Origin of the sequence: Ensifer sp. 22460 (assembly GCF_052044935.1) — a bacterium.
Lineage (GTDB): Bacteria > Pseudomonadota > Alphaproteobacteria > Rhizobiales > Rhizobiaceae > Ensifer.
Map to the genome: position 1 here is coordinate 56,035 of NZ_JBQENZ010000016.1, position 24,638 is coordinate 80,672.

14 protein-coding genes and 2 pseudogenes are annotated in these 24,638 nt (G+C 56.9%); 2 read left to right on the forward strand and 14 right to left on the reverse strand.

Annotation, left to right across the window (positions count from 1 at the left end; genetic code table 11):
• Nucleotides 1-146: 146 nt before the first annotated feature.
• From ACTJKM_RS20110 to ACTJKM_RS20165, 12 genes are all read right to left on the reverse strand, one after another.
• Nucleotides 147-920, reverse strand: coding sequence for a class II aldolase/adducin family protein (locus tag ACTJKM_RS20110; RefSeq protein WP_440660741.1), 774 nt, complete (start codon nucleotides 918-920; stop codon nucleotides 147-149).
• 67 nt (nucleotides 921-987) lie between these two features.
• A complete protein-coding gene (locus ACTJKM_RS20115; protein ID WP_440637054.1) occupies nucleotides 988-2,361 on the reverse strand; it encodes an aminotransferase in 1,374 nt (457 codons plus the stop codon).
• Between the two features lie 159 nt (nucleotides 2,362-2,520).
• Complete coding sequence (locus tag ACTJKM_RS20120) at nucleotides 2,521-3,438, reverse strand: LysR substrate-binding domain-containing protein (protein ID WP_430764908.1); 918 nt, start codon at nucleotides 3,436-3,438, stop codon at nucleotides 2,521-2,523.
• A 38-nt stretch (nucleotides 3,439-3,476) separates the two neighbouring features.
• The gene (locus ACTJKM_RS20125) at nucleotides 3,477-4,208 is read right to left on the reverse strand and encodes an enoyl-CoA hydratase-related protein (RefSeq protein ID WP_440637056.1); all 732 of its coding nucleotides are present in this window, start codon (nucleotides 4,206-4,208) and stop codon (nucleotides 3,477-3,479) included.
• A gap of 37 nt (nucleotides 4,209-4,245) precedes the next feature.
• Nucleotides 4,246-5,688 carry an NAD-dependent succinate-semialdehyde dehydrogenase gene (locus tag ACTJKM_RS20130; RefSeq protein WP_440637058.1) on the reverse strand — a complete coding sequence of 481 codons (1,443 nt, stop codon included), beginning with the start codon at nucleotides 5,686-5,688 and terminating at the stop codon, nucleotides 4,246-4,248.
• Nucleotides 5,689-5,745: 57 nt separating this feature from the next.
• The gene (locus ACTJKM_RS20135; RefSeq protein WP_440637060.1) at nucleotides 5,746-8,043 is read right to left on the reverse strand and encodes a molybdopterin-dependent oxidoreductase; all 2,298 of its coding nucleotides are present in this window, start codon (nucleotides 8,041-8,043) and stop codon (nucleotides 5,746-5,748) included.
• Between the two features lie 22 nt (nucleotides 8,044-8,065).
• Entirely contained in the window at nucleotides 8,066-8,833 is a 768-nt protein-coding gene (locus ACTJKM_RS20140) for an enoyl-CoA hydratase/isomerase family protein (protein ID WP_430764912.1), read from the reverse strand.
• 38 nt (nucleotides 8,834-8,871) lie between these two features.
• A complete protein-coding gene (locus tag ACTJKM_RS20145) occupies nucleotides 8,872-10,968 on the reverse strand; it encodes a hydantoinase/oxoprolinase family protein (protein ID WP_440637062.1) in 2,097 nt (698 codons plus the stop codon).
• 13 nt (nucleotides 10,969-10,981) lie between these two features.
• The gene (locus tag ACTJKM_RS20150; RefSeq protein ID WP_430764914.1) at nucleotides 10,982-12,811 is read right to left on the reverse strand and encodes a hydantoinase B/oxoprolinase family protein; all 1,830 of its coding nucleotides are present in this window, start codon (nucleotides 12,809-12,811) and stop codon (nucleotides 10,982-10,984) included.
• A gap of 804 nt (nucleotides 12,812-13,615) precedes the next feature.
• A complete protein-coding gene (locus tag ACTJKM_RS20155) occupies nucleotides 13,616-15,346 on the reverse strand; it encodes a SulP family inorganic anion transporter (protein ID WP_440637064.1) in 1,731 nt (576 codons plus the stop codon).
• A 56-nt stretch (nucleotides 15,347-15,402) separates the two neighbouring features.
• Nucleotides 15,403-15,735, reverse strand: coding sequence for an ArsR/SmtB family transcription factor (locus ACTJKM_RS20160; RefSeq protein ID WP_440637132.1), 333 nt, complete (start codon nucleotides 15,733-15,735; stop codon nucleotides 15,403-15,405).
• Nucleotides 15,732-16,616, reverse strand: coding sequence for an MBL fold metallo-hydrolase (locus tag ACTJKM_RS20165; RefSeq protein ID WP_440637066.1), 885 nt, complete (start codon nucleotides 16,614-16,616; stop codon nucleotides 15,732-15,734). The genes ACTJKM_RS20160 and ACTJKM_RS20165 overlap by 4 nt, the downstream gene beginning before the upstream one ends.
• A gap of 612 nt (nucleotides 16,617-17,228) precedes the next feature.
• Between ACTJKM_RS20165 and ACTJKM_RS20170 the strand changes: the two are divergent.
• Nucleotides 17,229-17,327, forward strand: a pseudogene (locus ACTJKM_RS20170) (ferredoxin--NADP reductase); the annotation flags it as partial.
• A 545-nt stretch (nucleotides 17,328-17,872) separates the two neighbouring features.
• On the opposite strand, the gene ACTJKM_RS20175 reads toward ACTJKM_RS20170, so the two are convergent.
• Nucleotides 17,873-19,438: a carboxylesterase/lipase family protein gene (locus ACTJKM_RS20175; RefSeq protein ID WP_440637067.1), complete on the reverse strand. Its 1,566-nt coding sequence runs from the start codon at nucleotides 19,436-19,438 to the stop codon at nucleotides 17,873-17,875.
• Nucleotides 19,439-19,746: 308 nt separating this feature from the next.
• Nucleotides 19,747-20,484, reverse strand: a pseudogene (locus tag ACTJKM_RS20180) (IS630 family transposase); the annotation flags it as partial.
• A gap of 529 nt (nucleotides 20,485-21,013) precedes the next feature.
• Between ACTJKM_RS20180 and ACTJKM_RS20185 the strand changes: the two are divergent.
• Nucleotides 21,014-24,559, forward strand: coding sequence for an AAA domain-containing protein (locus tag ACTJKM_RS20185; protein WP_440637069.1), 3,546 nt, complete (start codon nucleotides 21,014-21,016; stop codon nucleotides 24,557-24,559).
• The last annotated feature ends 79 nt before the right edge of the window (nucleotides 24,560-24,638 follow it).

The following is a 24,638-nucleotide window of genomic DNA, read 5'->3' on the forward strand; positions in this document are numbered from 1 at the left end:
AGCGTCGCCACGTACCGGAACGCTAAGTGTTCGCGTGCGTGACATCATGGAGCGCGATCATGCAAGGGATGGAAGGTCTACACCGATCTGAAAATTGACCGCCCTAGCCGGCTTCTTACGGGCGGGACGCCCTGAGCGCTAATCAATCAGGTCCAGACATCACTTGCATCCGGATCGATTTGGCGAAGCGCAGCGGTCCAGGCCATGTTATACCAAGGCACCATTTCGTCATGTCGGAACTGTTTGGCTGTATGTTCCCGGATTTCCTCGTCAGGGCAGATCACGAGCTCGGCCCCGCCGGATTGCGCGGCGATCTGGGCCTCGCAGGCGCGTTCGAGGAAATAGATATGGTCAAACGCCTCTGGGATAGAACGACCACCAACCAACAGTCCGTGATTGCGCAAGATCATTGCCCGGTGGTTGGGGCCGAGATCACTGACCAGACGATCACGCTCTGCCACGTCCAGCGCGATGCCCTCGTATTTGTGATAGGCAAGATGGCCATAGAACTTCAGCGCGTGCTGACTTATCGGCAGCAGCCCATCCCGTTGCGCTGAAACAGCTATCCCGGCTTTGGTATGGGTGTGCACAATGCAGACCAAGTCATCGCGGACAGCGTGCAAGGCCGAATGTATAACGAACCCGGCCTCGTTAACCACCTGATCCGATGCAGCATTGTCCACTTTCTTGCCATTTAAGTCGATCTTGACCAAATCTGAAGCGCGCATTTCGTGGAACATGCGCCGATAGTCGTTGATAAGAAAGTGATGGTCAGCCCCAGGCGCCCGGGCCGAGATATGCGTGTAAATTAAGTCGGTCCAGCGGTAATGCGCGACAAGCCGGTATAGGGCGGCCAGGTCGCAGCGGATATCCCATTCATCCGGGCTTATCGTATCTGGACGGTGCAACTGCTTATTCATCGGAACCTCAGTTATTTGAACGGTTGGCGACGGAGCTGTTTTACGGCTTAACAGCTCCATCACGGGGCTAAGCTGCAGCTTTGGCTTTGTGGTAATCATTCATGGCGCCATCCAGCACGATGCGGGTGAGCCGGCCCACTTCAGCGATCTCGTCTTCGCTGATGATCAGGGCAGGCGAATAAGCGATTCGGTTTGCCGGCGTCGTGCGCAAAATGATACCGTTTGCCTCCGCGTGCTTGTCGATCAGTTTGTTTATGCCCACCTGCGGCGCGAAGCTCTTGCGTGTTTCCTTGTCGGCAACAATCTCGATCCCACCCAGCAATCCGACGCCCGAAGCAGAGCCTACAAGCGGGTGATCAGTGAGTGAGTCCATCATTTCAAGAAAGCGCGGTTCTAGCGATTTGACGCGCGCAACGATATCGATCTCCTCGTAAATTCTGAGGACTTCCAACGCCACAGCTGAGGCAACAGGGTGTCCGGCATATGTGAATCCGTGTACGAAACTGCCGATGCGATCACTCTCACTCGTCATGACGTCGAACACGCGCTGATTAATCAGCAGAGCCGAGATTGGCAGCATTGCCGCAGACAGACCCTTGGCACAGGTGATCATGTCCGGAGAAAGGCCACAGGTTTCAGAGCCCCACATCTTTCCGGTTCGGCCAAAGCCGCAGATCACTTCGTCTGCGACAAAAAGAATGTCATACTTACGCAGGACGGCTTGGATCTTCTTAAAGTATCCAAGCGGCGGCGGTAGAGCGCCCGCGTTGCCTTGAACGGGGTCCGCAAAGAAGGCAGCGATGGTTTCCGGCCCTTCTTTTAGGATCGTCGCCTCCAAAGAGTCGGCTAGGCGCTGGGAAAATTGTTCCTCGGTTTCGCCCGGACTAGCGTTCCGATAGTAGTTCAACCCTTCGGTATGGATGAACCCTTCGAACGGCAATCCGAAGCTGCGGTGATACGCGGCATTGCCAGTCATCGAGATCGCAACGCACGTCGAGCCGTGGTAACTGCCCATGCGGGAAATGATTTTGCGCTTTTCAGGCTTGCCCACACCGTTCCAATAGTACCAGGCCATCTTGACCGCGCTATCATTGGCCTCGGACCCGGAGCACTGCAGCAAAACCTTTGACATCGGCACGGGTGCCAATTGAAGTAGCTTTTCTGACAGCTCGATGGCTGGGCCGTGCGAATACCCCCTGAACAACTGAAAGTAGGGCATCTGTTGCAGGGCTTCATAGGCGACTTTTGCAACGCGCTCATTCTTGAAGCCCAGGGACGAGCACCAGAGCGCAGCGCCGCTGTCGAGAAAGCGCCTGCCGGCGTCGTCGAAGACATAGACCCCTTCGCCATGGGTGATGATATTCGGACCAGTCCGAAGGTGCGTTTGCAGGTTGGTCTGAGGATGGACGACGGATGCGATATCGCGATCGTGGAGGGTCATGTTATTTCTTTCCAAAGCGCAAACTCCGCGTTACAGCTAAGAATCTCTAACCATCAGCTTACAGTCGCGGATGACGTTTCTGTAGCGGCAATCAGGAAATCTGCCATATCCGGCGGCGATGGGTGACTGAGAGGCTTGGAATGGGGGGCGGGAGCCGCCTCAGAGTGCTGCGAGATCGCTGGCGTCGATCAGGTGGTCGAGAACGGCCCGTTGCGTCGGGGCTAAATCCTTGAGCACACGAACGCAGACATGATGTTCACGTTGGGCCCAGCTATCGCTGATATGCACGGTGACAAGGCCTAGGCGTTCGGCGAACAATAAGGCCGAGCTTGCCGATACGACTCCAATAGCCAGCCCATGGCTTACGATCAAGCAGACCGTGTCATAACCGTCGGCATAGAGTTTCACCTTGAGGTATTGGTTTAGCGCCGCCGCCGCTCGGGTTAGTAGCGGCATAAGCGTGCCTTCCGTTGCCTGTCCGACGACCTCGAATTTCAGGATGTGTTCCATAGAGACCGAGGCATGGCCGGCTAACGGATGGTCAGGATGGACCACCAGGACCAGCGTGTCGCGAAAGATAGGCCGGTGCCAGACCTCGACCGGCGGCACATCTCCGACATAGATGCCGATGTCCGCGGCGTTCTGCCAGACCGCCCGCACCACGGCAGCGTTGGCCCGTTCTTCGAGCACGATTTGCACACCCGGATGCGCTTCGACAAACCGAGGCAGAATGCGGGGAACGAATTCCATCAGGGCTGTTTCATTTGCGCTAAGAACGACGCGGCCGCGCAGACCCTTTCGTGTGGCATCGAGACCCGCCTCAAGCTGGCGAGCTTCGTGCAGCATGGCACGTGAGTGGCGCAGCACTATCATGCCCACATCTGTCACCTCTACGCCCCGTCGATGGCGATTTAGAAGCGCTGAGCCAATCTCAAGCTCTAGAAGCTTGATCCGCTTGCTGAGTGCCGAGGCTGCAATGCCATTGTGGCGGGCGGCTTGAGCAATGCTCTGATGGTCGATAACTGCGACGAAAAGACGTGCAGTTAGCAAATCAAAATGCGCCAGTCCGCGGTTCATATAGGTGTCCTCGCCCGGGAACTCCGAGCAGGTTGATGTCAACGGCCCTCGAAAACGGGACTGCGCTTCTGCCTGAGTGCGAGCAGGCCTTCGTCCCGGTCACGGCTTGATTTGATCCTCGCAATGTCCCGATTAACGCTGGCCGCCTTTTCCGATGGTCCTTCGGGCAGGATTGACGTGTTGACGAAGGATTTGAATAACTCCAGTACCATCGGCGCGGCAGAGCCGATCCTGTCGGCCCATTCCAGCGCAAGATTGACGTGCTCGCCGTTCGGTGCCACCCGATTTACAAAACCGACTTCGTAAGCACGCTGTGCTGTAAGGCTTTCGCCCATGAACATTACCTCCATCGCGATCTTGTGCGGGATGCGCGCGGCAAGGCCCGCAATCATCCCTCCGGTAAATCCGCGATATGCCTCGGGGTAGAAAAACTTAGTCGTGTCGGAGGCTATAAGCAGATCCGATTTCATCGCCATGACCATCGCCCCGCCGACGCACCAACCTGAGGGCGCGAGGATCAGTGGTTTCGACAACTGGAAGCCGATACCCGGAATGCAACGCCACAGTTCCGGCAAATCTTTCACGTCAGCTCCCGAGCAAAACGTTTCGCCCACGCCGGTAAGAACAACGACGCGTTGGTCTGACGCCTCGAAATCCTGAAATGCCTCCTGCACCTCGAATGCGGTCGCACTGTCAATGGCGTTCAGGCGGTCTGGCCGATTGAACGAGATTTGAGTCGTCTTGCCGTGGTTTTCGATGATGAGGGTCATAACTGGCCTATGTCTGTGGATAATAGCCGGCGCGAGCTTACAATGATTGTTCGATGACCAGCCGCTTCGTAGTGTAAGATTCGATACCTTCACTTCCACCCTCGCGGCCGTAACCGCTATCCTTGATGCCGCCGAAGGGCGTTTCAGGGAAGGATACCGTCAAGCCGTTGATGGCAACCATACCAGCTTCCACGCGGCGCGACACCTCTGCAGCACGCGTCATAGACTGGGTAAAGCCGTAAGCGGCAAGACCATACGGCAGGCGGTTAGCCTCAGTTATGGCATCGCTCATCTCGTCGAACCGGTTGATCAGGGCGACGGGTCCAAAAGGTTCCTCGTTCATGATCCTCGCTGACAAGGGCACATCCGCCAACACGGTGGGCGCAAAGAACGATCCCCGGTTCAGGAGCCTCGAGCCGCCGGTCAGCAGGCGGGCGCCCTGCTCAACAGCGTCGCCGACCAGATTCTCCATCGTGATCATACGCTTCTCGTTGATCAAGGGGCCCATCTCGACGTCGGGCTCAAAACCATCGCCAACTTTTATGTTTGATGCCACCTCTACAAAGCGGGAGAGGAAGGCTTCATAGATTGTGTCTTGGACAACAAAACGGGTGGGTGAAGTGCACACTTGTCCGGCGTTGCGGAACTTCCCCTCCGCAGACATGGTGGCGACCTTTTGCACATCGACATCATCGAAAACGATGACGGGAGAATGGCCGCCTAGCTCCATCGTTGAGAGCTTCATGTTCTGCGCCGCCATCGCGGCTAGATGCTTGCCGACGGGAACCGATCCGGTGAAGGTAAGCTTGCGTATTATTGACGAGGTCAGCAGGTGATTTGAGATCTGCGCAGGATCACCAAAAACCAGATTGATCACGCCGTCTGGCACTCCCGCCGCGACAAACGCTCGGACGATTTCTACAGCCGTGCCAGGCACATCTTCCGCGGCCTTAAGCACGCAGGAACAACCCGCCGCCAACGATCCAGCCAACTTGCGGGTGGGCGAGATGGCCGGGAAATTCCAGGGCGCAAAGGCAGCAACGGGGCCGACCGGCTCCTGCAAAGTGTACAGCCGCATCTCGGGACCGGACGGCACGGTCTTACCATAGGTGCGCCGCCCTTCCTGCGCGCCCCATTCGATCATGTCGGCCGCTTTGAGTACCTCTCCCTTGGCTTCGGCATAGGACTTGCCTTGCTCCATGGTAAGTATCTCGGCGATACGGAGGGCTCGCTCACGAACCAAGTCTGCGGCCTTTTGCAAAATAACACCGCGTTTGGTGGGACTGGTGTTACGCCAAATTTCAAACCCCTTGGCGGTTGAGGCGAGCGCGGCGTCTAAATCCGCAATCGTGGCATGAGGCAATTGGCCAATCACTTCGCCGGTGGCGGGGTTGATGATGTTTGAGGTCTGGCCCGCGGATCCGCCGCGCCAGACGCCGCCGATGAAGAGTTGAACGTCCGTATATTTGCGCTCGGTCATGGTGATATCCTTGATTGGCTTCTGTTGCGGTCCCCGCGGGATACGGTTCTCGTTTTGTCAGGCGCTGACAAAACGGGGCGGATCAAAAGCTGTGACGGGCGGCGGGTCTTCAATCGGACCGGAGAGCTGCACCAGACACGTCTGTGCCGAGCAACCCTGCGACAGGCCCGAGCAACCGATGTCCAATGTCAGCACATTGGGATTTCCATGCTTCTCTAGATCATCGCCTGGCCGGCGGTCATACCAAGCGCCGGTCGCAAGACGCAGGACACCTGGCATCACCGCATCCGAAACGCACGCGCCGGCAAGACATTTTCCGCGACTGTTGTATAGCATCACGACGTCGCCCTGACTTATGCCGCGCGCGACCGCGTCTTCTGGATGAATATAGACGGGCTCGCGTTGCGCTATCTTGCCGTCGCGGCTCCACGAGGAATGATCGTACTGGCTGTGTAGCCGGCGGGTCGGCTGATCGCTGAGTAGGTGCAAAGGATGGTCCTTCGCGACGACCCCGCCCAGCCATTCTGGAGGTTCCTGCCAATAGACGTGACCAGGGCAGTCTTCCAGTCCGAACCCCGCAATCGTTTTGGAAAACAGTTCGATCCGCCCGGACGGTGTATTCAGAGGATGCGCTACCGGATCGTGGCGAAAGGCATCAAGCATGGAGGTTTGGGTCTCCGGTGACGGTAGAGCGATCAGGCCGTCTTGCCAGAAGACGTCGAACGGCGGAATTGTGACGCCGGTTTCGGACCAGTCCGCGCGGGTTCCTTCATACAACACCCGCAACCATTCCTCCACGCTGCGCCCTTCGGTGAAGGCAGGCGCAGCGTGCAATCGCTCGGCCAAGGCGGTGAAGATGGCATAGTCGTCTCGTGCTGATCCAGGAGCCGCCAAGACGCGGCGCATCGCAACCAGATGTCCTTCGCGGTTAGCGAAAGCGAGGTCGTCACGCTCCAGACTCGTGGTGGCCGGCAGAACGATGTCCGCGTGTTTGGCGGTGGCCGTCCAGAACTGTTCATGCACCACGATTGTCTCAGGTTTCTGCCAAGCTTTTCGCAAGCGGTTCAGATCCTGATGGTGATGGAATGGGTTACCTCCCGCCCAGTAAACCAGTCGAATGTCTGGATAGTTGCGTGTTTCCCCATTGTAGGTGAACGAAGCACCTGGGTTCAACAACATGTCAGCTACGCGAGCAACAGGAATAAAGTCCGTGACCGCGTTATATCCTTGAGACAACGTCGGTCCACGCATCTTACGATCGGGGCTGCCAATGCTGTTCGTCATGCCATAGCCCACTCCGAAGCCGCCGCCGGGAAGACCGATCTGGCCCAGCATCGCGGCAATCAGCACCAGTCCCCAAAAGGGCTGTTCTCCGAACCGCGCCCTTTGCAGCGACCAGGCGGCGTTCATCATGGTGCGTTGTATATGGATCTCGTGAGCAAGCTGGTGGATGCGTGCGGCGGGAACGCCGCAGATGTTGCTGGCCCAGTCGGGTGCCTTTGCCGTGCCATCGGCATGACCCAGAAGATAAGAGCGCACGATCTCGTAGCCGACAGTGTGGCTGTTGAGAAAAGCAGTGTCCGCAAGTCCCTCGCTTTCCAGGACATAGGCGACAGCCAGCATCAAAGCGACATCTGTGTTCGGGCGGATCGGAATCCATTCGATGTCAGCCTCTTCGATTACGAGATTGTCGCGCACCGGGCTGATGTTGATGAAACGGCATCCTGCCCGAGCCAGACCTTTGAGCCCGTCGACCACACGATGTCGAACCGGACCGCCGGCGCTGACTTGTGTATTTTTGACCGGAATACCACCAAACGCAACGAAGAGTTCCGTGTGTGCCTGCATCACCGGCCAGGAGGTGTGATTAAATTCAAGCTCGGACATAGGCGCCACAATATGACCCATAATCACCTGTGCCGCGGCTATCGAATATGAATCTCGGTGCCGCACATAGCCGCCGATGCTATTGAGAAAGCGATGGATCTGGCTTTGCGCGTGATGAAACCTGCCGGCGCTCGACCAGCCATAAGAACCGCCAAAGATAGCACTGTTACCGAACCGACCGCGCACCCGACCGAGGTCGCGCGCGACAAGGTCTAGTGCTGTGTCCCAAGACACTTCGATGAACGGCTCGTCTCCACGTGTGGGCGGAGCCACACCGGGGCCTTCGCGCAGCCAACTCTCTCGAACTGCGGGACGCAGCACACGGCAGGCGGCTTGACCAGCCGCAATCTGGTGAAGTCCGATCTGAGAAGGATCCGGATCCTCCGTGTGCGGCACTAATTCCGGCAACCCGTCGTTCGGCTGGTGTATCTCATAAGTGCCCCAGTGCGAGGTAGTGTATCTTTTCATCCAACGCTCCTCATCAGTTGAGTCACCGTCCAACAAATTGGGGCAGGCGGCGGGCGGCCATGGCTTCGATTCCTTCCGCAAAGTCCTCGGTCTGGAACTGTATTTCTTGCTGGGCAAGCTCATGACGGGTAGCGGCGACAATATCCGCCGCAAGGGACCCGCGCAGGGTCGCGCGAACGGATTGAACCGCAATCGGTGCTGATGCAGCAATTTCCTGGGCAAGTTCGATTGCGGCATTGCGCAAATCGACAGCCGGGACGAGCACATCGGCAAGATTGATTCGGTGAGCCTCGTCGCCCGTGATGCGACGACCGGTGTAGAACAGTTTTGCTGCTTGCTGCCCGCCGATCACACGTGGCAGGCTTACGCTTAGGCCGAAACCCGGATGAAATCCAAGACGGGTGAAGTTGGCAGCAAACCGGCTTTCAGGCGAGGCAACGCGGAAATCTGCCACCATCGCAACGCCAAGCCCGCCGCCCACGGCTGCCCCTTGGACTGCTGCGACGATAGGAAGGCGGCAACGAAATAGCTGCGCGGCGTAGGTATAGAGGTGATCGTCCATCCCGTCGTGGACGGACCCGACTGTCTCGCTCGCAGGATTGGAAAAGTCAGCGCCGGCGCAGAAATTTTTCCCTCGCGAGCAAAGCAGTATTGCCCGCATACCCTGCGCCTCGAAGCCTTCAAAAGCTTCGGCCAGAGAGCGGATTAGCGATTTGTCAAAAAAGTTGTTTGGAGGGCGGTTCATTTCGGCGATGCCGACAAGACCCGCCGTCGTGGCGATAACATGCATGACGCAGTTCCCTTGTTTTCCGGCGCGATGAGCACGGATCAGGCGACACGGATCCGGCTCTCTTCCACCGGAATGGTTATGAACAGGCCCCGTTGGGCTGTGACGCGTCCAGTCGCACCCGGCGGAATGTAGTTGACGGTCACTGTTTCCTGCACCAAGGCTGGACCAACCATTGTGGCTCCAGGCATCAGTTGCGCACCATCATATATGGGGATGTCGACAGGCCCGCCACATTCACGTAATTCACTGCGAGAGTGCCCAACGAGAGCCGAGGCGGCGGTAGGTGAAATGTCGGTTTCAGCCTCCGTCGGTTCACTTGAGACTGGCCCTATGGCATCAAGGTTCCACTCGGTGAATTCAACCCTTTCGCCTGGCGAGCGCACGGCATAATACGCTTCATGTAAAGCGTGGAAGCTTGCCTCAAGATCCGCAAGACCGGTTTTGTCCAACGAAGCTGCGGTGAAAGGGAGGGTAATTTGCCAAACTTGGCCGGCGTACCGCGCCTCAACGCTGAATTTCAACTCGCGCACTTCATCGGGAACGTCCATCCGATCGAGAAACGCAGTTCCTTCGATGCGCAGCCTTGCAAGCAGTGCATTCACCCCGTCAAGATCGAAATCTTGAGAATGGGTGAACAGCGAATGGGCAAAACTCATCTTGATCGCGCCTGTCATAATGCCATACGCACTGAGAACACCTGCAGCGCGAGGAATAAGGACCTGACGGATTCCAAGTTCGCGCGCGATAGCACCCACATGGAGCCCCCCTGCGGCACCCCCCGATACTAGGGTGAAGTTGCGCGGGTCGACCCCTCGCTTGATGGTAATGTCCTCGATCGCGGAAACCATATTCTGCTCGGCCACCAAGCAGATCAGGTTCGCTGCTTCCCTAACTTCCATTCCTAAAGGTTCCGCAATCTGTTCGCGGATAACACGTTCGGCTGCTTCAACATCCAGTTTGAACTGCTTGTTGGCGAAGGTTTGCGGCAATATAAATCCCCTCACAACATTGGCATCCGTAACGGTCGGTTTATTGCCGCCGCGTCCGTAGCAAGCAGGGCCAGGCATAGCGCCGGCGCTCTCAGGCCCGACGTGGATGAACCCGCCCGCGTCGATCGATGCGATCGAACCGCCACCGGCTCCAATGGTCTTGACCTCGACCGACGGGACGCCAAACATGTGGTCACCGATCATCCCCTCGCGGTGCATGGGCGTGTCCCAGTCTACGCTGACGCTAACCTCGAAGCTGGTGCCGCCCATATCAGTGGTCAGGATGTTGCCTAGCTCGATACCTTCGGACCGTGCCAGACGGCAACCAGCCTGCGGCGCTGCAGACGGACCTGAAAGACATAGTGAGATCGGACGTTGCACGATCTCCGTCGGTGAGGTGCGACCCCCGCTACTTGTGATGAAGGTCAGCACACCATTGAAGCCTGCGTCAGCCAGCATGGTGTCGATCTCTGTGACCCTGGCCTGTACAAGCGGCTTAAGAGAAGCGTCGATCGCCGCCGCCGATGTGCGCCGGTATTCACGGACTGACGGATTGACCTGATGTCCCAAGCTGAAGGGGATGCCGGGTAATTCCTCGACGATGAGTTCACCGATACGCCTCTCATGTGTAGAATTGGCGATCGACCATATCAATGAGACGGCAATCGCCTCCACCTTGTCCTCGCGGAAGCGGGACAGTGCTTCGCGGACAGCTGTTTCGTCCAGGGCTTTTTCGATGCCACCCTCCGAATTGATCCGCTCGGGAACTCCTATTGTCAAATGCCGAGGGATGTAAGGGGCCGGGTAATCCATGTAGAAGTCGTAAGAATCCGGCTTTCCTCCTTCGCGAATAAGAAGCGTGTCGCGAAATCCTTCTGTGCAAATCAATCCGGTTTTTGCTTGCCGCCCTTCGAGAATTGCATTCGTGGCTATAGTCGTTCCACAGGAAAATGACTTGCAATCGTTCATGAACTCGCGTTGGGTCAATCCGAGAGTCTCTGCAATCATTGACACGCCGTTAAGAATGCCTTTAGAAATATTGCTGGGGACGGTCGAGGTTTTGAATATTTCTACCGCTTTGCCGTCGATCCGCAGCACGAGATCGGTGAATGTGCCGCCCACATCGGCGGAAATCTCATATGCCATTCGTGCAAACCTTTCAGGATGTGAACTCGGGTTTAAGGACGATCGGCGTCCGGGAGATTATCTGGTCACGTAGAACCTGCGTGGCGGCAGGATCGGCGCGGAACTCGGATCCGGACCGTTGCAGCACAACGCCGAAAACCTTTCGCGCTCTTTCGATACTTATCCAACCCTCCTGTACATCACGGGCTACAAGGTCGGGCTTGCGGTCGAGCGGATTGCCGTAACCGCCACCGCCCGACGCGCGAGAGATAAGTTTCTCCCCGGCGTTGAGTACCACATCAAATGAATTTGGAAGGGTGTGGTGCGCACCGTTACGGCTTTCCCAGAGGACGTCATTCGCGCCGCCTGGTTTGCCGCCAGCGACCCCGAAGGGCGGGAAATCATGCCCCGCAGCGTTGCCGGTATAGCGGATCCCGTCGGTTCGGCTGCGGAAAACGCAGATTGCGCCAGGAGCGCCACACCATTCCCCAGGGCCGCCGCTGTCCACACCGATCTCTAAACGTTCAACGAGCACGGGCTGCTGCTGTTCGACGACTTCGACGCTAGATTGACGCAACTGGCCCATTGAGCCGCTGCCGCCGTGCGTGAACCAACCATCATGTCCCTGCAGCCCAGGTCCGCCCCAGTATCCCATGATAATCTGGTTAACGAAACTTTCACCGCCGCGGCGGCTGTCGCTTCCGCTGACCACGGGACAAGATGCAGGCATGCCTAGAGTGCCACACGCACTGCCCAGACCCTTCTGGATTTCGGCGAAGGCTGAGCGGACGAGTGGTCCAAGAAGTTGCGTCAGATTTGTCGTCGCGCATGAAGTTGCCGCCGGAAATTTTGGCCGCCCTATCGCGGCGCCTTCGCGGCTTAGAATGCGGATACGGCTATAAGCGCCGGTGCTGCGCGGAACATTTGGGCCCAGCACGGTGAGTACAGCCGTCAGGCACGTCGCGCGCATGGTTGCTTCAGTCAGGTTAATTCCGAGCGGCAAATTATCAACATTGTCAGTCAGATCCACGGTGATCATCCCCGCTGCGGGATCGACTTCAACTGTGGCGCGGACCGGAATGCCGTCGGGGTGCAGATCGGTTTCAGAATCGTAACGCTCTTCTCGGGTCACTCGACCTGCCGGCAATTTGCGGATCGCCTCGATCGCCATCGTCTCGGCGTAGATTTGAAATTGCTTGAGGAAACTGCGCACGGTGCCGACACCATACTGCGCACAGATATTCTGCATACCAATCTCACCGGTACGCACGGCGGCGAGTGTGGCCAAATAGTCGCCGTAAAACTGTTCGGGTGCGCGGATGTTGGCTTTGCAGATATCCACAACTTCGGGAATATCACGATTGTCTCTCTGGATGCGCACGCAGGGCAACTTCAAACCCTCTTCGTAAACATCACGAGACAGCGGTCCGTAAGTTGTGGGAGTTGGAAATCCGATATCCCCAAGGTGAGCGCGGGCTATGGCGTAAAATATTACCTCGCCCTCGAAAAACACAGGGGCGCACAGCGTGAAATCACCACAGTGGGTATTTCCGTGGTAGCCGCTGTTGTTAGCGAAACAATCGCCCGGATGAATGTCGTTCCCGAACTTCGTCGCGACCGCTTTTGAGATTAGATCAATCGCACCAACGTGGACGGGCAGACCCAATGCGGTGCTTACGGTCTGGAAATCACTGTCGGTTACGCTACACGAGAAATCCATCGCGGTGTTGAGTACGCCGGAACGGCCGGTACGAAACAGGGTGTTGATCATATCGCGAATGACTGCTTCGATCCGACGGCGGAGAACCACCATCGTGAACATATCGAGGTTCGTTTCACCCTTGTTAGGTATGACGTCATTCATTAGGAAATTCTCCAAGAAATGCCGATGCTGGAGCCTCCGGGTATCTAATTCAGACAGGATCGGAGGGCTGTCAGTAGGGTGTCATGCCCAGCGAAGTTGCGCCAGAAACTTTCATTTATCCGTGCCCTTCAACTTCCGTGATGGAACGAGAGACCGCCTACTTCGACTGGGCGCTGTCTCTAATTGCAGTCGCAAAGTGGCCGTGAAAGTCGTTAACCAGGTCATTTAGGCAGACCGCAACCCTTAAAACGACCGCAACTGCCTGACTCCGCCCAGAATGCAACATCAGGGTTTAGGTGATTCCACGTAGCGCGTTTGTGAGCAAAGGGACAGTTTTTGAAGGACTGAATCCCGCGGAGAGGCATATGAGCGGCGTCGACGTGCGCAAAAATCATTCGGCTTCTGATCAAGGAAATCATTGACAATACCCTTGACGACACATTGGTACCTGTCATTAATTAGCAGGGTGGCGACACCCCGATCACGGTGAGCACAAGCGGCGTTCTTGCTGCTCGCCTGCTATGCACGGAGCGCCTTGGATAATCCAACTTTCGAACCTTCAACACGACACCGTGCACCACGAGGGCGATGCCCGGCGATCACGGTGTTCGGAGTCTCAGAAGTTACTCCAAAAAGCCCCTTATATTATAAGGGGCATCATCAGATGAGTAGTATGTCGCCAAGGTCGCTACCCGCAAATAGGCTGTCGCCTAAGGCTTCTCGATAGCCGAAATCGAAACGCGATGCCCTGGAATTTCAAGCCAGACGCCATCTGTTGACCGCTTACTCCGTAATCGCCGACAATCATGGGGATGGTTCATATTCCAGCTTGGTCAGTGTTTGGATTGCTTCATGCTGACTGAGGAAAACTTTCCCGTTTAGACTGCTCAAGAATTCGGTTCCCTTAAGCCGGTCCATTACCGGACCCTTCACCTCTGAAAGGTAAAAGCCGATTCCGCTTTCGGTGAGCCGGCGGCCTACTTCATCTAGGCTTTCCAGCGCAGACGCGTCAATAGCATTCACGGCCGAACACATCAGTATGACGTGCTTCACCGCAGGCCGGTTGGTGACCATCTCCGCGATCTGGTCTTCAAGATAGCGCGAGTTGGCAAAATATAGGCTTTCATCAACTCGCACTGAAAGGATTTCCGGCCAGGTTGCGACCGAGTGACGGTCCACGTTACGATAGTGTTCCGTGTTGCGAACTTGACCGACGACGGCCATGTGTGGTCGGCTGGTTCGGTAAAGATGGAGAAGTAGCGAGAGGAGCACTCCGGCTACGATGCCGAGTTCCACACCTCGGCCGAGCGTGACGACGAGAGTTGCAGCCATCGCCGCGAAGTCAGATCTGGAATATAGAAAGACGCGTCGCATCGCGGCGAAATCTACCAGAGACAGCACCGCGACGATGATGGTGGCCGCCAAAGTTGCACGTGGCAGATTGGAGAGTAGTGGCGTAAGGTACATTGCAGCGACCGCAATGCCCACAGCAGTGAACGCACCCGCCAACGGGGTGGCGGCGCCGGCTTCGAAATTGACCACCGAGCGGGCTAAGCCACCGGTAACCGGATAGCCCGCCGAGAGACCAGCTGCGACGTTGGCTGCACCGAGGCCAATTAGTTCCTGGTCAGGATCGACCCGCTGGCGTCGCTTTGCGGCGAGCGTCTGCGCCACTGACACGGATTCTACAAAACCGACGACTGAGATGAGGCAGGCCGGCATGGCTAGCGTGGCGATCAGGTCGAGCGATATGTGGGGAAAGCCCAACGACGGCAGTCCCGCCGGAATGGTGCCCACGAGTGCTACGCCATGAGCACCAAGATCGAAAACAGTGGCAAGTAACGTTGTAGCTGCGACTGTGACCAATGGAGCGGCCCTTGAAATGATTTCTGCTGGACGCGCGGGCATTCGCGCCATGACCAGCATCGGTTTCAAACCCTTGCGAGAGGCATAGAGGGAGATCAATACCAAACTTCCAACTGCAAAGGTCACAGGATTGACATTGCCAAGTTGAATGGCCAACGCATAGACGATTTCGGGCAGCGTGTCGCCACGGCCCTTGACGCCCATAATGTGGCCAATTTGCCCGGCTGAGATCAACAGAGCCGCTGCAGTTATGAAACCAGAGATAACGGGATGCGATAAGAAATTCGCTAGGAAACCTAGGCGGAACAGTCCCATCGCGAGTAGTATGAACCCTGACAGCAATGCCAGTACAAGAGCCGCTTCAACATAGCTGGCTGTGCCTTGTGCAGCAACCTCCGATATCGCTGAGGCACTCATAAGTGACACGACGGCGACAGGTCCAATGGCCAACGTCCGACTTGTTCCAAACAATGCGTAGGCTACAAGCGGGAAGATCGACGCATAGAGCCCGACTTCCGCGGGTAGTCCGGCCAGCATCGCATAGGCCAGCGATTGAGGAATAAGCATGGTGGCAACGATAACGGCAGCAAGAAAGTCGCTGGTCAGCATCGTACCGTCGTAAGTACGGCCCCATTGGAGGATGGGTAGATATCGGGAGAGGCGATTCATGATAATCCGGCAAGATAGAATGAGACAAGCCACTCTGCGATAGTGACACCTATTTTTTACAAGGCGCAGGACGCTTCGTGTTGTCTGCCGAAGAGTGTGTGCATCGTGGTGATGAACGTCGCTACCCGTGGGTCGTTCAACCGATAAAATACTTGCTTGCCCTCTTTGCGAGCAGCGACAAGGCCGATCTTACGCAGCTCGGCAAGCTGCTGCGAAAGCCCAGGCTGACGGATTCCAAGAAGGTCCTCAAGCTCGCGCACGGAGCGCTCCGCGTCGGCGAGCGCGCAACACACGAGCAGACGGTCCGGATGCGACAACTTCTTCAAAAAGTCGGAGGCCTCATCAACGTTCGATCTCATATCTGCGGCTTCGCAGGACAAACGCGTCATTGGTGCCACGCTGCTCCTCCAATCAGATTAATCGGTATCTTAAGATAGCGCAGCCCGTTGTCTTCAGGTTGCGGCAGCCGCCCAGCATTTGTGTTTATTTGCAGCGCGTGCAGGATCAGCTTCGGCATCGCTAGTGTCTTATCACGAGCGACTCGGGCGGCGATAAACTCGGCTTCGGTCTTGAACACGGATATATGGATGTTCTTCGACTTTTGCTCGGCGACTGTCGATTCCCACCGCGGCTCGCGATTACCTGGTTGATAGTCATGACCGGTAAAAATCCGGGTTTCGTCTGGTAGGGCCAGAATGTCCTGGATTGAGCTCCAAAGCTGCTGTGCGCTACCTCCGGGGAAGTCCGCCCGAGCTGTACCTGAATCCGGCATAAATAATGTATCATGCACAAAAGCGGCGTCTCCGATCAAATAAGTGATCGAGGCAAGAGTATGACCAGGGGAAAACATCACCCGGGCGTCGATGCTTCCGATCTTGAAGGTTTCGCCATGGGCGAACAACTTATCCCACTGCGATCCGTCTGCAGGAAAGTCGGGCCAGTTATAGAAACGCCTCCACAAATTCTGAACACTAACAACCATTTCGCCTATCGCAGTGGGTGCGCCGGTCATTTCCTTCAGATAAGCGGCGGCCGAAAAATGGTCCGCGTGCGGGTGGGTATCGAGGATCCAAGTGATCTCGTAGCCTCTATCCAAAATGAACTTGAGAATCTTGTCAGCATGTGTCGTGGACGTCGCGCCGGACTTGGCGTCATAGTCGAGCACCGGGTCGATAATTGCGCACTTCATCGTTGCCGCGTCGACGACGACATACTGAATTGAAAAAGTTACAGGATCAAAAAAGCCGTAAACTTCCGGGCTTGCGGACATCAGCGGTTCCTCATTATCGGACGATACAGGAATGTCGAAGCTAAAAGATGCAGACAATTGCGGAATAATGCAATCGAATTCTTGAAATTATCTTTTAGGGATAATCGATCGAAACCATCCCGCTGCAGTTCGCGTGTGAACTGGCTCTTGCCGTCGCCGTGCGCGCATTAACGTCCATCGATGATAATTTGTTATCCGCTTACAATCTCGCAACTGGATGCCAATCGTCATGGTACTGATGTAAATTCGGTGGAACCGCTCATCGAGCAGGATCGTAGTCTCGCGCAAGGACACCGATCGGCTATACCCGCAGATCATTGATCGCAGGGGCTACATATCTTCGAAGGATGCTGGGCCGATACATCAATAGTTTCTTCCGAATGCGAAACGACCGGCGACGATCAGCCCACGCTCGGCCTTCAATATTCTGTGGCTTTTCAGCGTTAGAGCACCAACGTGCCGGTCGAATTCCTGCGCCCCAGCACCGTTTCGCTCGACTTGATCGCTTACAGGTGACAGGCGAGCGGCCCATTCGGCACCTCGCTTGAGAAGAACTCCAGCTGTTCGTCCAAGTGGATGGCGATTGAATTGACGCGGTAGACCCAGCATTAGACCGCCCGCTTATTCCGCTTCCGCATGACGCGGCCGGTCAGATTGCGTTTCCACTCCGGCGAGTTCGCGATGATCGACCTGATGGTCAGTGAGAAGCCTCGACAGGAGGCAGCGTTTCGGCATAAACTTCTGCTGGAACGGACGCCACAAGCCTCGTTTTTCCAGCTGCGTTCATTTCGCTAGTCTAATTTGCTCAGGAAAGGTGGCTGGTGAGCCGAACTCATCCGGGAAGTCCTCTGCCGAATCGCAAATCCATACACAACCATCCAGAACTATAATTGGGCCGCGTTTTCTCGCAGCACTCTGGACATGCTGACGATACGCAGCTCGCCAGTTGGAGCACTGCGAGAGTAGCCGCCGGGCGTGACCTAAGAAGTCGAATGGTGTCGTCAAATGGTTCATGGAAGGCCTCATTCAGTAGAGAGCGTCGAGAAGGACGTATTGGGGCTTCGCCTACATGGTGGGTGCATATATTAGAAAATGTCCTTCCTATCTGAACCTACCAAACAAAGTTGCAATGACAACTACGGTTCGTAATCCGATACGCGAGCGAAGTTATCATATAACAGCGCGGTATTGTGTCTTACGAGACTTGAAGGTAGAGGCGGGGTACTACCCACCTCTGTTGGAGGCGGCGCTGGAGCCTATAGCTGGAGCTCGTAGTTGCTCCAGAAGTCACAATGGTGTTCGCTTTTCACGTTCCACTCCGGATTAATTGGTTTGGCGAAGTTCAACACTGTTTCCGGCTTGTCCGCCAGTGTTGGCCATACAGGCAGACCCGCTCCGTTGGGATCGCCGGCTCGCGCAAAATTTGTGAGGTAGGACCGCATTTCCGCCGATAGCTTCTTGATGTCAGGCGACGAGGAATCAGGGAACTTCGCAAACCAGTAGTCGTGATCGACGCCGTGGTAGTTGCCGATATCGCCGTACCAGGCGGGAACGTCGAACGGCGGCGGAGGGTTACCCTGGAAACCGAACTGGAAAGCCCAGACCCTGCGGTCGTATTTGACCATATCGTCGGCCATCTTGAGATGCTGGCATGCGATCATGAAGTCGGTTGCGGTGGCCGCATAAGCCTGTGTCGGGTTTGGGTAGGCGGAGAGATCGTAGGTCTTCGCCAGCGCGGATGCATCGATTCTGGGCTTCGAATATGGTGAGAGGTATTTCGCCGCGTCCTCGGCGAAGTTTTCCTTCGTCTTCTCGCCGGCGCCATACATGTATCTGCTGTATTCGTGCTGGGTCGCGCCTGTGATGAACGGCACCTTGTTGTAGTTTCCGCTTTCAAATGCGTCCTCCGGGGACATAGGCAATATGTAGTCGTCTACGAGAGGGACAAACTCGTATTCACCAGGAGGTGTGGACGCTTTCACCACGGCCTCGATTGGCTGGGACCGAAGGCATGCTAGGACCGCTTTCCGATCGCCTTTGCAGCCCCACGCGTCGGCGTCCTTCTCACCAGAGGTTTCGGCTTCCGTAAGCGTTCGTCCCTTTGGATACCAACCGCCACTAAGTGAAACTGCCTTATGGAATAGCGTCTTCGAGCTCGGCGAAGCTAGGTGGGCAAGGACGGAGATGGCACCGGAGGAATACCCGAAGATGGTCACGTTATCGGGATCGCCGCCGAAACCTCTAATGTTTTTCCGGACCCACTGCATGGCGAGCCGCTGGTCAAGCAGACCATAGTTGGCCGAACGGACGCCGGAGGCGTCGAGCGTTGAATTGTGAGCAAAGAATCCGAACCCGTTAAGGCGGTAGTTTATTGAAACGAGGATCACATTGTTTTCGGTGGCGAGCACTGCTCCGTTCGCCTGGTCCGCTGATCCCCGCATTAGCCCGCCACCATGGATGAAGAACAGCACGGGCAATAGCGTATCGCTCTTCGCCGTCGGGCGAAACACGTTGAGATACAAGCAATCTTCAGACCCCACGACCGCCTTGAACTCCAACTGGACGCACTTTGAAGCGACCTCGGTCACAGAAAATTCGCCCTCGTGCTTTACGGCTTCCACAGGAGGCTTCCACCTGAGTTCACCGACTGGCGGTTGACCATAGGGTATGCCGAGGAACTCCACGTAACTGTCGTGTGCAATCCCCTTGAAGGCTCCCTGTGAGGTATCGGCGATCGACAAGTCATCCGCCCACACCGGAGCAGCCGATATCAGTCCGAATAGTGTGGCGATCACGATGGCATGCCTTCCGAGTTTGGTCATTTTGTACGTTCCTCTCACTTTCAGCTGGGTCAGGTGAGGTAGCGTGCAGACACCCTCCCGCGAGAGAGGGCGGGTCAAACGTTTTAGATCAATTGTAATATTAAAACGGACGCTTTAAGCGATAAGGGGACCTAGAGACGCGTAAAGGCATCGCTGATCCAGCCATTTCCCCCAATTGCGACTGTAAAATCACATTACGGCGCGAAGGAAAAATGACAAGTGAAATATTACAGTTGTTATGAAATATTTTGTCGGGCCGTCTTCGGCGTCAATGGCGACGCTCGGACGTGGTCAAAGTAACGAAGAAGTCATACGTGGAGGAGCGGCGAACGGTTTGATTCCAACAATCGGTGCCCACGTCTGACGGCTGCGAAGTCAGGTCTGCTTTCCAGATGAATGGCTTCGGCTTTTTGTGCTCTTTGATAAAGCGGTTGATGGCTGCCTGAAGATCACCGACCGAATGAAAGACACCGTTCTTCAGCCGACGACGGGTGAGTTTTGCGAAGACCCTCGACGGCATTCAACCAGGAACAGGATGTCGGAACGAAGTGGAAGGTCCAGCGTGGGTGCCGCGCCAACCAGGCCCGGACTTTGGGCTGTTTGTGTGTGGCGTAGTTGTCCAGGATGACGTGAACCGCCTTATCCTTCGGCAACTGAGCCTCAATGGTGTTGAGGAAGCGGATGAACTCCTGATGCCGGGGCCGCTGCATGTTGCCGCCGATGACGGAGCCGTCGAGAACATTCAGGGCGGCGAAAAGTGTCGTGCTGCCGTGGCGCTTGTAATCATGAGTCATCGTGCCGGCACGGCCCTTCTTCATGGGAAGACCCGGCTGGGTTCGATCCAGCGCCTGGATCTGACTTTTCCCATCAACGGAAAGGACAATCGCATGGGCCGGCGGCAAGACGTAGAGGCTGACCACATCGTGAAGCTTCTCGGCGAAGCTTTGTCGTTCGATAGTTTGAAGCTGCGCCACCGATCGGATGCGAGACCATGCTCATACCAGATCTTGACGACAGGACGCCGCAATCCCCACAGCCTTTGCCATCAGTGAACACCTCGAACCAGCGCACCGGCTCATCCCTGGATTTAAGCTTAAGCTCTGAAATCGACATGCTCGCCTTGTTTAGGCGCGCCGTGGAATGGATACGGTGTTAGCTAACCTCGCCAAGCTGGAAACGGAGTCGATTCGGTCGGCGTGAATAGGTTGAGCGCCTTGAACGGATCCGAACGAGCGACCCCGCTCTTCCTAACTCCCTCTGTGACAGATTCGTAGGCGAACCAAGAACTTGCCTAGCTGGGACAACCGATTTGGTACCGTGACCGGAGAGGCAGGTTGCATTTGGTGAGCTTCAGAAACGGACCTAGTGAGGCGAGTGCCAGTTGGATCTACAGCAGTCACTCAGTTGACAGCGGCACTGGTAATCGGGCTGCATGGCCAGCATTGATCGATAGGACTCTTCGAAAGAATGGTGGGAACTTGCCGCGAATGTCATTTGGAGGAGCTATTTCAGCAGCTTCTTCTCTATTCTCATCAAAAGACATCGCCTATCTTGAGTTGAAGGGGGGGGGATTGTATGGCAATCAAATCGCGCCGCAAAGGCACGTTCCTGTCAGCTTATAAGCTCGAGGATCGCGACCTTCAGAGAGCGGATCGAAAATCAGGACGACCTTCACTAACACTTGGTGTCGATGAGAGCGGAAATCACGTTCTCATCAAAGCGTGGCCACGTGCGAGTGGCGAAGGACAAGAAGAGCTTCGTGAACTTTGGCAGCACGAAGTGCGTCATCTTTACCGTTTAGGGGGATATCCCGGAGCGTCGACGTCGATTGCAACGCTGCTGCAAGCCGGCTTCGACGATTCGGGCTTCTATCTCGTTCTCGATCTCGGCCAACGCCAACCGCTGGCAACGCTTCTCCAGCATCGGCAAGCGAACCATTGGCTGCAGAACCCGCGCATCACCCGCAATCGGCTGCTGCTCTGGCAAAATCTGTCGCAGATTGCGTTCGCGCTGGAGATACTCCACGATCAAGGGCTTCTGCATCGCAATATCGACCAGTGGTCGATATTGGCGTCTGGCGGAAGCGAACCTGATTTTCAGCTCACTGGCTTCGAGTGGTCGCTGAGGCTTGCAGGCGCAGCGAACGCACCGAGCGCGACACGCACAAAGACCGGCGCGCCGGCATCATTTGTCGAGGACTGGCGAGCATTTGGCGAATTGGCTGCAGGATTATTGGGAGCCGACCTGAAGCGGGTCATTGACCTTCGCATCATTCCCTCCGATGTAGCAGACCACCTGTCTTCTGCTGAAGTCAGGCTTCTGCGACAGCTCATCCGGATCGAGCGGCTGGATCGGCTCGACGGCGAAATCGTACGTCTGCGAATTCAAGAAATCCTCCGTGATCTCGGCGCCAGCGCCGCAGGCCGGGAAGCGAAATTTCATCTAGTTTTCCGTTTCGCCGGAGCATTTGCGCAACGTATCCGCGAGGCTTCTGGTAATGACGTAGAAGTCGATGACGTCGAAGCTATGCTTGGATTCGTTCGCGCCGATCTCGGCGACGCGCCGCTTCTACTCGCGATAAAGAATGAAGCACAGCCATTCAGATTGACGCTCGCCGGCACACTGCTCACCTATTCACTGACGCAGTACATCCAAAAGCCGGGCGTGCCAGGAACGTGGGAGATGGCGTATTGCGAGCGGGCAGAGGCCACCGAAGCAGCCGCGGTTAACATTTTGGGACAGGTACAGCTTGAGGCTCGCTCGCTCGAGATCATGGACCAGCGGGACGCAGTCGCAAGATTTCCGAGGCTGCGTGGGAAACTATCAAGCTGGGAGCAATTACGGCGCGAGCTTGATGAGGAACAAGCCAAGCCTGACAGGGCGAAGCGCGTTCACCAGGCGTTGGCGCTCACGCAATTTCTTGAGGCGCTCTACGCAGCCGCCGACGTCTATCCAGTCGACATAAAGCAGGTGGTCGACGCCCATGGGGCTGCGAGCGCGGACGGCGAGGAAGTTTGCGTCGCCATGGTGCCCCGCCAAGATCCGGAGCGCGACGCACTTTCGATCGCGCTCGGGCTCCGGCCGCCGGCCAAGCGGTTCGAGGACGTGATGATGGGCGATGCGCGCATTGAGGATTGGGTGCTGACCGAAGCGCGCCAGGTCGGCGACCGCGAAATTTCCGACACGTCGTGGAAGTTCAGCCGCAAGGATCAGCAAGGCGCGTCGCAGCCGACCTATATCTTTGTCGGCGCCGAAAGGCCGACCAACTTCCGCGACGCGGCGCTCGTGCCGGCAGATTTCGTGGGCCGCGACATCCAGCTGCGCCGCCGCCTCAGGGCACTGAGGGCGCTCGCGGACCACTCCGAACTGCTTCGCATGCTCGACGACCCACGGTCGAGGATCCTCGATTCACATGAAGTGGCGAAGTCGGACGAGCGTTTCGCAGCGCTCGACGAATCGAAACGCTCCGCGCTCGGCGCGATCATATCGACCATCCCCCTGTTTTTAGTCCAGGGCCCGCCGGGGGTCGGAAAGACCCGGTTGGTGAGAGACCTGGTCCTCGACACGCTCGCCGACAACAGCTCCGCGCGCCTGCTCTTGACGGCCCAGAGTAACGCTGCGGTCAATCATCTCATGGATGAACTCGCCGAGGCGCTCGAAGGACATCCCCGCGAGCCCGTCATCGTGCGCAGTCAATCCAAGGACAACAAGGATGACGCCGGCGATTTCGAGGTCGTCCGCCAAACCGAGTCGCTGATTGCAAAGCTCGCCGCGAGTCCGCTCGTCGCCGAGGCGCCCCAACGACTTCGCAAGCAGCTCGGCGATCTGCAAGCGAGCGTGGCCACCAAACCCAAAGAAGAACGATCGAGCGTCACCCAAGGCCGCCAGGCCATGGAGGCGTTGCTCGTTCGGGGGGCGAACCTGCTGTTTGCAACCACCAACTCGCCCGAGCTGGAGCGCCTTCTCGACGAGCGCGGCCAATTCGACTGGGTCATGGTCGAGGAGGCAGGAAAAGCGACAGGGGGTGAGCTAGTTGCCCCTCTCCTGCTGTCCTATCGGCGCTTGATGATTGGCGACCACAAACAACTCGCGCCTTTCGGTTCGGAGCGAATCGTGCAGCTGCTCGCGAATCCGCAAGCCGTTGCGCAGGCTCTCGAAGCCGGCGCCGAATTCATCGGCCGGACGCTTCGCGATATGTCGACCGACGAGGTTCTGGACGAGGTCGACACCGATCAGAGTGATTTCCCCGCCCTCTGCGCCTTGGCACTCGGTCAGATCCTGCTCTTCGAGCGGATGATCGAAGACGAGTTCAAGGTCCACAAGAACAAGCCCAAGGCCCGCCGGCTCGCTCAGCGACTGACGTTGCAGCATCGGATGCACCCGGCGCTTGCCGAGGTCGTGTCCCATAGCTTCTATGACAACGAGCTCAAGACGCATGAAGAGGCGGCAGCGCGGATCACGGGCGCACCTTCACCGGTATCCTCCAGCGACAGCAAGCGGCTCCCGAACGCCCCGCTTATCTTCATCGACATGCCATGGGTCCAAGCGACCGTTGGGATGAAAGCGAGCGACGCCGAGCGCCGGCCACGGTGGCACAATCCCGCCGAGGTTGAGGCAGTTCGGCAGATCCTATCGCTCCTAAAGGTTCGCCAAAGCCTGGAAAAGCCGCCGACCCTGGCGATCCTGTCGCCCTACAGCGAGCAGGTGCGCCGACTCAAGGCGGCGTTCGATGACAACCGGGCGAGCTTTCCGATTTTAGGCGACTTGTCACCGGCGATCGATGCCGATCGCTATTGTGGCACGGTCGATTCGTTTCAGGGAAACGAGGCCGACGTCGTCATCGTGTCCCTCGTCCGCAATAACCACCATGCATCGCTTCGCAGGGCGCTCGGCTTTCTCAGTGACCCGCGCCGGATGAACGTCCTCCTCAGCCGGGCAAAGTCAAACCTGTACGTCATCGGTTCGCTCGAATTCATACGCTCGACGATCGCGTCGAACGTTGGCACCGAGGCTCTGCAGGAAGCCGCATTCCTGGGCCGGTTCTTGGAGGCGCTGGAGACCGAGCGGCAGCGTGGCAAAGCGGTGATCATCCCCTTTGAACGTCTGGTCGGTGGAAAATGAGTCTCATCCGCGTCGCCATTCCCGTCCTACAGGGACGCCGCAAATTTCACTTTGACAAAGGCCGTCCGTGGACCGTTCT

Excerpts from the sequence above, each read along its gene's own strand:
- ACTJKM_RS20110 (WP_440660741.1), bottom strand. The coding sequence starts at position 920 with ATGAATAAGCAGTTGCACCGTCCAGATACGATAAGCCCGGATGAATGG.
- ACTJKM_RS20115 (WP_440637054.1), bottom strand. The coding sequence starts at position 2,361 with ATGACCCTCCACGATCGCGATATCGCATCCGTCGTCCATCCTCAGACC.
- ACTJKM_RS20120 (WP_430764908.1), bottom strand. The coding sequence starts at position 3,438 with ATGAACCGCGGACTGGCGCATTTTGATTTGCTAACTGCACGTCTTTTC.
- ACTJKM_RS20125 (WP_440637056.1), bottom strand. The coding sequence starts at position 4,208 with ATGACCCTCATCATCGAAAACCACGGCAAGACGACTCAAATCTCGTTC.
- ACTJKM_RS20130 (WP_440637058.1), bottom strand. The coding sequence starts at position 5,688 with ATGACCGAGCGCAAATATACGGACGTTCAACTCTTCATCGGCGGCGTC.
- ACTJKM_RS20135 (WP_440637060.1), bottom strand. The coding sequence starts at position 8,043 with ATGAAAAGATACACTACCTCGCACTGGGGCACTTATGAGATACACCAG.
- ACTJKM_RS20140 (WP_430764912.1), bottom strand. The coding sequence starts at position 8,833 with ATGCATGTTATCGCCACGACGGCGGGTCTTGTCGGCATCGCCGAAATG.
- ACTJKM_RS20145 (WP_440637062.1), bottom strand. The coding sequence starts at position 10,968 with ATGGCATATGAGATTTCCGCCGATGTGGGCGGCACATTCACCGATCTC.
- ACTJKM_RS20150 (WP_430764914.1), bottom strand. The coding sequence starts at position 12,811 with ATGAATGACGTCATACCTAACAAGGGTGAAACGAACCTCGATATGTTC.
- ACTJKM_RS20155 (WP_440637064.1), bottom strand. The coding sequence starts at position 15,346 with ATGAATCGCCTCTCCCGATATCTACCCATCCTCCAATGGGGCCGTACT.
- ACTJKM_RS20160 (WP_440637132.1), bottom strand. The coding sequence starts at position 15,735 with ATGACGCGTTTGTCCTGCGAAGCCGCAGATATGAGATCGAACGTTGAT.
- ACTJKM_RS20165 (WP_440637066.1), bottom strand. The coding sequence starts at position 16,616 with ATGTCCGCAAGCCCGGAAGTTTACGGCTTTTTTGATCCTGTAACTTTT.
- ACTJKM_RS20175 (WP_440637067.1), bottom strand. The coding sequence starts at position 19,438 with ATGACCAAACTCGGAAGGCATGCCATCGTGATCGCCACACTATTCGGA.
- ACTJKM_RS20185 (WP_440637069.1), top strand. The coding sequence starts at position 21,014 with ATGGCAATCAAATCGCGCCGCAAAGGCACGTTCCTGTCAGCTTATAAG.